We start from the raw sequence: 8,179 nt of genomic DNA, 5'->3' as shown, positions 1-8,179 counted from the left end.
CCCGGCCTGCCCATTCGCCCGGGCGACCCGCGAAATAAGGTCGAGCACCATGAAGGTGTAGCGCGGACGCGCTGAATGTTCGGCGATCGTGCGGACGATATCGGGTATTCCGATTGTCCGGCGGGCGGGCGGAGGTGCGAAAAGGTCCTGCTGAAACATGGAACGAATCAAGCACAAAGTTAGACTCATGTGAATCCCCCAATTACTCACAAAGACGGTCATTTGGCGATTTTGCCACCAGTGTCACTTTACCGCTGGGCAAGGTAAAGTGACGTAGTTGTCATTGTTCGGCGCTTCCCTCTCTCACGCGCGGATGAAGCTGTGCTAGAGCGTGGCGATGGATCTGGACCAGTTTCGCTCCTCCGCTGCCTCCATAGCCGCGCCGGTCGCTCGCCCATTGTTCCGGCTCACAACGGATCTCGACCTGCCGCCGCTGCCCGGGCATGCGGCCGCATCCTCGCGCCACTCCATGGCGAACCTGCTGGAGGAACTCATCGACGCTGCGGGCTGCAATGAAATTCCAGCCCCCGCCCGCGCACCCGATCAGCCCTCTATCGTTGACCTGTTCGGAGCGTTGAAGACGGCCGCTGCCGGCTTCGAAGTGGCTCCCGGCGTGGGCCTTGCCGAACACTTCTGGACGCACCCGGTCGCTCTACATAATGGCGAGGCCGCCGCCTCCCTTCTGCGCACCGCACGCAACGGGCATTCCATACACGGTTTCGCCGTCCTCTATGCCACCGATGTCCGGCCGCCATTGCTCTATGGCCCCAATATGTCGCCGCTGCGTGTGACAGGAACGATCGGCACCGAAAGCGACATCGAGGGTCCTTACCTCGCGCTCGTTGCCTTCGAAGGCGAGCCGGACGGTCGCGCCGCAGCGATCGAAGCGTACGCAGCCCCGATCTTCCATGCTCGACGGTTCATCCTCGTTCGTTCGGAACTCGATCGGGATGTGCTCCGCGCTCTCGAGCATCTTCAAGCGGCGCTGGATGCCCACGGCGTCGAATGTGCGATCCACCGCGTCCGACCGGGTGCAGACGACGAACGAACCCTGATTGAATTGGTCATCTCGAACGCGGTAGGTGGCCGGCGCATGCGGCTGGCGATCGATGCGACGCGTGAGGCCACGCGGTGCCAGGCCGAGCGTACATCTCCCGGGTTCGTGGTAACGCACCGGAACTGGAGGGACGGCAGCTTCATCGCTTGGCTCGCGCAAACGGTAATAGCTGACGGTCGAACAATCCCCGCAATTGCATAACCAGGCCCATCGCGAGAGGCAGGCTCGCGTCACTATCCTCGCTACCCCATCGCGATGCGGTTCCGTCTCCGCCTGCAGCGGGTTCAATATCCGCTTTTTCGTGGAAGCCAGCGCGGTTCGATCAGAGGTACCGCCAACGTGCGATCAGGCTCTTGAATCGAACTTTGGCCTCACTAGCTCTGCAATACCGGACGCCATCCGGGTCCGGATGGACATAGAGGGCGTCGGCTCTCGCATACCGACGCTTCTCATGCCCAAATTGCTTCGTTGGAGGATTTGGAAATGAGAACCAACTTCGACTTTACGCCGTACAGGCGATCAACGGTCGGCTTTGACCGTCTTTTCAACCTGCTTGAGGCGGGAGCACGCGAGGACGACGGCTATCCGCTCTTCGATATTGTGAAGCTTGGCGATGACAGCTTCCGCATCACCTTGGCGATCGCAGGGTTCAGACCCGACGACATCGAGATCGTGGCGCAGCAGAACCAGCTCACCGTGACCGGCAAGCGCGCCGATGATGCGGACAAGGGAGAGTATCTCCACCGAGGCATCGCGTCTCGATCGTTCGAGCGACGCTTCCAGCTTGCCGACTTCATCGAGGTCGGAGCGGCGAGCTTCGAACATGGACTGCTCTCGATCGAACTCCGGCGTGTCGTTCCTGAAGCAATGAAGCCGCGCCGAATCGAAATCGGCGGCGGAGCCCCGGACGGTCGCCAAATCGGCGAGGCGAAGGAGAAGGCGAGCGAAGTTGCCTGATCCCGCCGCCGGCCTGCCGGCGCCGCTTTCGTCCCTCCCGCCAGCGGCGGCCGGCAGGTGCCGGCAGGTATCGACAGGATCCAGCCAGAAAGGAGATGCTTATCATGGCTTTTCGTGATCTCATTCCCTGGAGCCGGCAGGAAAACCGGCTGCCTGTCTCGGTCAGCGCCGAACAGGACCGGGACACTCATCCGCTGCAATCGCTTCACCGCGAGGTGAACCGTCTCTTCGACGACGTCTTGCGTGGCTTCAACATGCCCGCCTTTGCCGGGTTTGATCGGCGCGCCGGCTGGCCTCACCTAGAGCTCGGCGAGACGGACAAGGAAATCCGTGTAACGGCCGAACTTCCCGGCCTGGATGAGAAGAATGTGGAGGTGCTGGTCGAGGACGGCGCGCTCACTCTTCGCGGCGAGAAGAAGGCCGAGGTCGAGGACAAGGACCGCGGCTATTCTGAACGAAGCTATGGCCGCTTCGAACGTCGGATCAGCCTTCCGAACGGTGTCGAACACGACAGGGCGAGCGCAACGTTCAAGAACGGCGTCCTGACTGTGACAGTGCCACGCTCCGATAAGCCCGACGAGAGTGTGCGCCGAATTCCGATCAATGGCGGTGCGGCGTCATGAGATAGGCCGGGGGCGCTCTGCTCCCGGCCACCGGCGCTCCGAAGCTCCTGCCCCGGAATTTCAGGAAGCACCATGAGCCAATTTCTCGATTAGCGGGCGGAAACGGGTCTGGTTACCAGACCGTCACCTGGCTTCACGGTCCTGGCGGTGCGCTGCCAGGTCGAGGGCGGTGAGAACACGGTCGATCACTGCTGCTTTGCTCGCGGCCTTTGGAAGTTCGCGAACGGCGAATTGCTGCATCTTCGTCAGATCGTCTCTGGGAATGCTAATCTCGATCGGTAGCATGCCCAACCGTTCGGGATCGACACCCTGTGCGGCTCGGCCCGATGCAAGCAGATGATCGAGCAGCCGCTTACGATCGGCAAAAGTCCAGCGCAGCGCCTCGAGCTCCTGCGGACTGATGGATAGCAACGCGATCGCGAACTCCATGATATCGTCGAACGGCAGGCGCACGCGCGCACCATCCTTGCGGCCGCGTCGCAGGCGCACGCGCGCACCATCCTTGCGGCCGCGTCGCATCCGCTTGAACACCCCTTGATTCACTGAATCGAAATCACGCCGTCGACGGCGTTCCATTCCGTAGGGCGTATCAGCCCTTCATGGGCTATGCGCACAGAATGGAGCGCCGCCTCGATCTCGCGACGCCAGTGGTCGAGAAAATCGAACAGCACGGGAAAGTCTGGAGCGAGATCATATTCCTGCCAGACGAATAGCTGGAGAAGCGAAGGCGCGTCCGGACGATAATAGTGGATTTCCGCAGTCGTCAGGCCATAGCCGCGCAGCTGCGCAATAAATCCCCGGTCGATCACGGCGACGGCTGCGGCCGCTCATGGCCCTGATCAAGCGTGTGCATCGCCGCAAGAATTTCGTCGACTGGGATGGGACGCCTTGCTCCAGGGGGCTTGCGCAAGCCAGGCTGGTTTCTGACCGCGGACCTGTCGGACGCCCAGGACGCCAGAATTGCGCGCTTCACTTCCGGTTCCAGGCTCGGATGCCGGGCAACTTCAAAGGGATGAAGAAAACGGGAAAATGGTTGCGACATTGCTGTGCCTCCTTTCCTTCTCGTCGCTCCATTGTTGTTCGTGGCGCCACGTCCACCGCTGCAAATCTTGGTGCGCGCGTGAGTCGCGTCAAGAGGGCATTCGCGATGACCAAGGCACTGAAATCAGGGCAATTGGCACTCACTCGCGCAGAGTGCCAATATTTTTCGTTGCACCCCTTGAACGGAAAAATCTCCTTTCCTAGCTTCGGAAAGCCTGTCGTTCAGATGAACGAGAGGGCCATCACATATTGTTTTGCATCCGGAGGTTATGCATGCATTTCCGCCCCTTGCACGACCGTGTGGTCGTCCGCCGCATTGAAGCCGAGGAAAAAACCTCGGGCGGCATCATCATCCCCGACACCGCCAAGGAAAAGCCGCAGGAAGGCGAAGTCGTCGCCGTCGGTCTCGGCGCGCGCGATGACAACGGCAATCTCATCGAACTCGCCGTGAAAGCCGGCGACCGGGTCCTTTTCGGCAAATGGTCGGGGACCGAGGTCAAGATCGACGGCGAGGACCTGCTCATCATGAAGGAAAGCGACATCCTCGGCGTGATCGACAATGTCGTCCCGCTCAAGCAGGCGGCCTAGCAGGACCGCCATTCCTCAAGCATTCAGGAAGGAACAAGGAAAGGAGTTAAGCCAAGATGGCTGCCAAGGAAGTGAAATTTGCGTCGGACGCGCGTGATCGCATGCTGCGCGGCGTGGATACGCTTGCGAATGCAGTAAAGGTCACGCTCGGTCCCAAGGGCCGCAATGTCGTGATCGAGAAGAGCTTCGGCGCTCCGCGCATTACCAAGGACGGCGTCACCGTCGCCAAGGAGATCGAGCTCAAGGACAAGTTCGAGAACATGGGCGCGCAGATGCTGCGCGAAGTGGCCTCGAAGCAGAACGACAAGGCGGGTGACGGAACCACCACGGCCACTGTGCTCGCCCAGTCGATCGTGCGCGAGGGCTCGAAGGCGGTGGCCGCCGGCATGAACCCGATGGACCTGAAGCGCGGCATCGATCTGGCGGTCGGCGCCGTGGTCCAGGATCTCGCTGCGCATGCCAAGAAGGTCAGCGCCAACAGCGAGATCGCCCAGGTCGCCACCATATCGGCCAATGGCGATGCTGAAGTCGGCCGCATTCTCGCTGAAGCCATGGAGAAGGTCGGCAATGAGGGCGTCATCACAGTCGAGGAGGCGAAGAGCCTCGCGACCGAGCTCGAAACGGTCGAGGGCATGCAGTTCGATCGCGGCTATCTCTCGCCCTATTTCGTGACCAACGCCGAGAAGCTCAAGGTCGAGCTCGAGGACCCCTATATTCTCATCCACGAGAAGAAGCTGTCCAACCTGCAGGCCCTCATTCCGCTGCTGGAGCAGGTGGTTCAGTCGGGCCGGCCGCTTCTCATTATCGCCGAGGACGTCGAAGGCGAGGCGCTGGCCACGCTCGTCGTCAACAAGCTCCGCGGTGGGCTCAAGGTCGCGGCCGTCAAGGCGCCTGGCTTCGGCGATCGCCGCAAAGCGATGCTCGAGGATATCGCAATCCTCACCGCCGGCAATGTGGTCAGCGAGGAACTCGGCACGAAGCTGGAAAACGTAACGCTGGGGATGCTCGGCCGCGCCAAGAAGATCATCATCGACAAGGACAACACCACCGTCGTCGATGGCGCAGGCGCACGCTCGGACATCGATGCCCGGGTCGCGCAGATCCGTGCTCAGATCGAGACCACGACCAGCGACTATGACCGCGAAAAGCTGCAGGAGCGCGTAGCCAAGCTAGCAGGCGGCGTCGCGGTCATTCGCGTCGGCGGTGCGACCGAAGTCGAGGTCAAGGAAAAGAAGGATCGTGTCGATGACGCGCTCCACGCCACTCGCGCCGCGGTCGAGGAAGGCATCCTGCCGGGCGGCGGCATCGCTCTGCTCCGCGCGCTGAAGGCACTCGACGGTCTCAAGGCGGCCAACGACGACCAGCAGTCCGGCATCGACATCGTCAGGCGGGCTCTGCGCTCGCCGGCGCGGCAGATCGCCGACAATGCGGGCGAGGACGGCGCCTTCATCGTGGGCAAGCTTCTGGAAAGCAGCGACTACAACTGGGGCTTCAACGCCGCCACCGGCGAATATGAAGACCTGGTGAAGTCGGGCGTCATCGATCCGGCCAAGGTCGTGCGTACCGCCCTCCAGGACGCCGCCTCGGTCGCCTCGCTGCTCATCACTACCGAGGCGCTCGTGGCCGAGCTTCCAAAGGAAGATAAGGCCGCGCCGATGCCGGCGATGGATTACTGACCTCCTGGGCGGGAGGGCATGGCCTTCCCGCCCTTGCTCGCACATCTCTCGAATGCAAGCGGGCCTGCTACATCGACTATCTCCCATTTCTGACCGGACCGGAATCAGGGTAGCTTCGGTCGAGAAATTTCGTAGGATGGTGCTGGCAGGAGATCAGAATGCACGAGTTTATCGACAGTTCGGACGACGTGCTCGCCCTCGCAGTCTCAGGCAAGATCACCGGCTCGGATCTTGACGCGATCATGACCCGATTGGACAGCGCGATGGCGCGACACGAAAAGGTGCATATGTTCGTTGAGACGCGGACGATCGACGGCATCGAATTGTCGGGCTTGCCCGCTTACACCGCCCGGGCAATGCCCCTCTTCGGGAAGCTCAACCGCTTCGGACGCGTTGCCATCGTTGCAGATCAGGCCTGGATTCGCTTGGCCAGCCGCCTTGAAAGCGCAATTCTCCCGTTCATCAGCTACCGCGTGTTCGAGCCCGATCAGCGCGCCGAGGCACTCGCCTGGGTTGACCCTGCGAAGACGCAAAGCGGGGCCTGAACACGAGCTGCAGCACTGAGATCGGCCGCTTGGTCCACGATCCCTGCTATCTTGACGCGGGGCGATCAAGCACCGGACATCCCCTCGCAGCCTCGCGATGGATCGCGGCAACCATGGCATTTTGGCGGTCGCTTCTCTCCCGCTGAAAGCGGTCAACCGCCGCTTGCCGCGCCCGAGCCTCATCAACTGTGAGATCCGTCTTTCCCAGATCCGGCAATTCGCTTCCGGCTTTCGCGCTCTGCGCGCGATACCATTGAACGAATTCCTGGGTGAGCTCGGGCGAAAACGCCCCGCCGTGCCGCTCGGCATAAGCAGCCTCCGCTTCGATCGCAGAGGCCATATCCCGGAGTTTCATCGCCGCCGCCTGTGCCTTGGCGGCGCACTCCCGTGGTGGCAGCGCACTCTCCTTTGCCGTCGCAAGGCCACCTTGGGCCAGGAGGGCGCTACCGGCAATGACAACTGCCATCCATTTCATCTCGAACCCCCTCCGCGCAACCTTGCGTTTGACCATTCCTAATCGGGCAAAGCGGCGCGCCGTATGGCCGTTCGGACAGTGCCGCCCCTTGTGAACAAAGATTGAACATGCTAGTGAACTTCCTGGGAGTTCACCATGCGAACCGTGAAATTCGACATCGAAACCTATAATAGGACCAAGGCTTCGGGCACGCCGGTCTGCACGCATGTTGACGAGGAATATTGCGAAATAGGGACGGCTGTCGATCACGATGGCAATCCTACGCTCGGCGGTCGCATCGGCTATGCATTGGCCTATCTGCTCATGGCTGGCTGCGTCGGCTATTTCGTCCTGTTCGTCTAAAGCTCCTCATTCTCGCAGCTTGGGATCATGGAAGAAGCCATGGTCCCTGCCCCGGTTTACCTCGCTTTGAACATCGACCGCGCCTTGGATGCGTTGACCGCGCATGGATTGGGCAGCCTCACGCGTCAGGTCGATATCCGCCCTGCCCTCTTCGATTATGTCCGCTGCCGTCGATGACTGGCCGCCTCCGGGACCGGCCGGCACTCCGGCTAGCCCGCGAGGCTGGTAGGCCGCCCGAACGTCGGCAGCGCTATCGACGGAGGGATGGTGCACATCGACGAGATCGGGCGCATGGAGCCTGCCCTCGATCTCGGACCGGATCGACGCCTGCTTTTCGTCCATCCAGCGCGTGATCATCTCCTGCCGAACCGCTCGCTGCTGATCGGTCAAGTCGGTCGCCCAGAGCTCCGGCGCGTCGAGCCCCGGATTTGCGACCTGCTGGTGGCGATACCATTGGGCGAGATCCTGACTCAGGTTCTCGCTCAATTGCATTCCATGCGTCTCCGCATAGCTCGCGTCGCGCGAGAGCTGCTGCGACAGCTCATCGAGCCGTCGCGCGGTTTCCGAATAGGATTTCGCCAGAGCCAGGGAATCTTCGGTGCTGACCGACGACGAATCCGTCCTTGAGCCACGGGCGAAGACACCGCTCCGAGCATAGGTGCCTTCCGACGTCGAAGCGCCGCTACCGTTCGCATGCTCGTCACGAACCCCGCTTGACGAGGTGTTGCCGCTCTCACTGCTCCGAGAATCGTCCGTCGTCCAATTCATGGTGTCCATCTGGCTACCCGACTTGGACACATTGATTCCGAGCCCCGGCAGCCCGCGCCCACCCGAGCCTCCGTTGCCGCCACCGCGGCGGCCGCCAAGGCCGGCCG

General features: G+C 61.8%; 11 protein-coding genes and 1 pseudogene. 7 read left to right on the top strand and 5 right to left on the bottom strand.

Annotated elements, in window-relative coordinates; genetic code table 11:
- Nucleotides 1–331: 331 nt before the first annotated feature.
- From RLDS_RS29575 to RLDS_RS29565, 3 genes are all read left to right on the top strand, one after another.
- Nucleotides 332–1,258, top strand: coding sequence for a hypothetical protein (locus RLDS_RS29575; protein WP_021223061.1), 927 nt, complete (start codon nucleotides 332–334; stop codon nucleotides 1,256–1,258).
- 282 nt (nucleotides 1,259–1,540) lie between these two features.
- Complete coding sequence (locus tag RLDS_RS29570; protein WP_020818482.1) at nucleotides 1,541–2,014, top strand: Hsp20 family protein; 474 nt, start codon at nucleotides 1,541–1,543, stop codon at nucleotides 2,012–2,014.
- A gap of 104 nt (nucleotides 2,015–2,118) precedes the next feature.
- A complete protein-coding gene (locus RLDS_RS29565) occupies nucleotides 2,119–2,637 on the top strand; it encodes an Hsp20/alpha crystallin family protein (protein WP_025160432.1) in 519 nt (172 codons plus the stop codon).
- Nucleotides 2,638–2,760: 123 nt separating this feature from the next.
- Here RLDS_RS29565 and RLDS_RS29560 read toward each other — a convergent pair whose 3' ends face one another.
- Genes RLDS_RS29560 through RLDS_RS56795 form a run of 3 tightly spaced genes read right to left on the bottom strand, consistent with a single transcriptional unit; the run spans nucleotide 2,761 to nucleotide 3,679 of the window.
- Entirely contained in the window at nucleotides 2,761–3,168 is a 408-nt protein-coding gene (locus tag RLDS_RS29560; RefSeq protein ID WP_236616767.1) for a hypothetical protein, read from the bottom strand.
- An 8-nt stretch (nucleotides 3,169–3,176) separates the two neighbouring features.
- Nucleotides 3,177–3,446, bottom strand: a complete 270-nt coding sequence (locus tag RLDS_RS29555) for an usg protein (protein ID WP_020818485.1) — start codon at nucleotides 3,444–3,446, stop codon at nucleotides 3,177–3,179.
- On the bottom strand, nucleotides 3,443–3,679 hold the full coding sequence (locus RLDS_RS56795) for a hypothetical protein (protein ID WP_021224284.1): 237 nt from the start codon (nucleotides 3,677–3,679) through the stop codon (nucleotides 3,443–3,445). Before RLDS_RS56795 ends, RLDS_RS29555 begins: the two co-directional genes overlap by 4 nt.
- 272 nt (nucleotides 3,680–3,951) lie before the next feature.
- On the opposite strand from RLDS_RS56795, the gene groES reads away from it, so the two are divergent.
- From groES to RLDS_RS29540, 3 genes are all read left to right on the top strand, one after another.
- A complete protein-coding gene (gene groES, locus RLDS_RS29550) occupies nucleotides 3,952–4,266 on the top strand; it encodes a co-chaperone GroES (RefSeq protein ID WP_020818486.1) in 315 nt (104 codons plus the stop codon).
- 56 nt (nucleotides 4,267–4,322) lie between these two features.
- The gene (gene groL / locus RLDS_RS29545; protein WP_020818487.1) at nucleotides 4,323–5,942 is read left to right on the top strand and encodes a chaperonin GroEL; all 1,620 of its coding nucleotides are present in this window, start codon (nucleotides 4,323–4,325) and stop codon (nucleotides 5,940–5,942) included.
- A gap of 158 nt (nucleotides 5,943–6,100) precedes the next feature.
- The gene (locus RLDS_RS29540) at nucleotides 6,101–6,487 is read left to right on the top strand and encodes a SpoIIAA family protein (protein WP_020818488.1); all 387 of its coding nucleotides are present in this window, start codon (nucleotides 6,101–6,103) and stop codon (nucleotides 6,485–6,487) included.
- A 46-nt stretch (nucleotides 6,488–6,533) separates the two neighbouring features.
- On the opposite strand, the gene RLDS_RS29535 is transcribed toward RLDS_RS29540, so the two are convergent.
- The gene (locus RLDS_RS29535) at nucleotides 6,534–6,998 is read right to left on the bottom strand and encodes a hypothetical protein (RefSeq protein ID WP_020818489.1); all 465 of its coding nucleotides are present in this window, start codon (nucleotides 6,996–6,998) and stop codon (nucleotides 6,534–6,536) included.
- Nucleotides 6,999–7,097: 99 nt separating this feature from the next.
- Here RLDS_RS29535 and RLDS_RS29530 point away from each other — a divergent pair, with 99 nt between their 5' ends.
- Nucleotides 7,098–7,304 carry a hypothetical protein gene (locus tag RLDS_RS29530; protein WP_020818490.1) on the top strand — a complete coding sequence of 69 codons (207 nt, stop codon included), beginning with the start codon at nucleotides 7,098–7,100 and terminating at the stop codon, nucleotides 7,302–7,304.
- Between the two features lie 6 nt (nucleotides 7,305–7,310).
- Here the strand turns inward: RLDS_RS29530 and RLDS_RS0127400 are convergent.
- A pseudogene (locus RLDS_RS0127400) lies at nucleotides 7,311–8,179 on the bottom strand (conjugal transfer protein TraG N-terminal domain-containing protein); the annotation flags it as partial.

Source organism: Sphingobium lactosutens DS20, assembly GCF_000445105.1.
Lineage (GTDB): Bacteria > Pseudomonadota > Alphaproteobacteria > Sphingomonadales > Sphingomonadaceae > Sphingobium > Sphingobium lactosutens.
This window is presented reverse-complemented; position numbering and strand designations above follow the sequence as displayed.

What these genes read in the sequence shown, in the direction of transcription:
- RLDS_RS29570 (WP_020818482.1), top strand. Translation starts at nt 1,541, where the DNA reads ATGAGAACCAACTTCGACTTTACGCCGTACAGGCGATCAACGGTCGGC.
- RLDS_RS29565 (WP_025160432.1), top strand. Translation starts at nt 2,119, where the DNA reads ATGGCTTTTCGTGATCTCATTCCCTGGAGCCGGCAGGAAAACCGGCTG.
- RLDS_RS56795 (WP_021224284.1), bottom strand. Translation starts at nt 3,679, where the DNA reads ATGTCGCAACCATTTTCCCGTTTTCTTCATCCCTTTGAAGTTGCCCGG.
- groES (WP_020818486.1), top strand. Translation starts at nt 3,952, where the DNA reads ATGCATTTCCGCCCCTTGCACGACCGTGTGGTCGTCCGCCGCATTGAA.
- groL (WP_020818487.1), top strand. Translation starts at nt 4,323, where the DNA reads ATGGCTGCCAAGGAAGTGAAATTTGCGTCGGACGCGCGTGATCGCATG.
- RLDS_RS29540 (WP_020818488.1), top strand. Translation starts at nt 6,101, where the DNA reads ATGCACGAGTTTATCGACAGTTCGGACGACGTGCTCGCCCTCGCAGTC.
- RLDS_RS29535 (WP_020818489.1), bottom strand. Translation starts at nt 6,998, where the DNA reads ATGGTCAAACGCAAGGTTGCGCGGAGGGGGTTCGAGATGAAATGGATG.
- RLDS_RS29530 (WP_020818490.1), top strand. Translation starts at nt 7,098, where the DNA reads ATGCGAACCGTGAAATTCGACATCGAAACCTATAATAGGACCAAGGCT.